Origin of the sequence: Aneurinibacillus sp. UBA3580, from assembly GCF_002375825.1 — a bacterium.
In the GTDB taxonomy this organism is placed as follows: Bacteria; Bacillota; Bacilli; order Aneurinibacillales; family Aneurinibacillaceae; genus Aneurinibacillus; species Aneurinibacillus danicus.
Genome location: NZ_DFMZ01000137.1, coordinates 49,497 through 49,766, shown reverse-complemented (window position 1 = coordinate 49,766; position 270 = coordinate 49,497). Strand labels below are relative to the sequence as shown.

Below are 270 nucleotides of genomic sequence, written 5' to 3'. Positions count from 1 at the left end.
ATCGGAAGACCGGTGAAGTCCGGCGGTTGACGTATTTGAAGAAGTATACGGGAGCGGCAGTGTTCGATGAGCAGAGCAAGTGGATTTATTTCATGGTGGATCAAAAATTCGGGCGGGGCCAGCCAGTCTATGAGTGGTACCGCGCAACGATCGACGGCGAAGAAGTTGAAAGAATTGCGGTCGTGGTTACGAGCCAGGGAAAATAAGCTCCCTGGCCGTTTGGCTTCTGTGTGGAAAAAGGACGGGCGGCAATGCCCGCGAGTTTTTCTT

The 270-nt window shown here is 53.0% G+C and carries 1 pseudogene; it reads left to right on the top strand.

Annotated features, from left to right (window positions below):
* A pseudogene (locus B2899_RS18305) lies at positions 1-206 on the top strand (hypothetical protein); the annotation flags it as partial.
* Positions 207-270 lie beyond the last annotated feature (64 nt).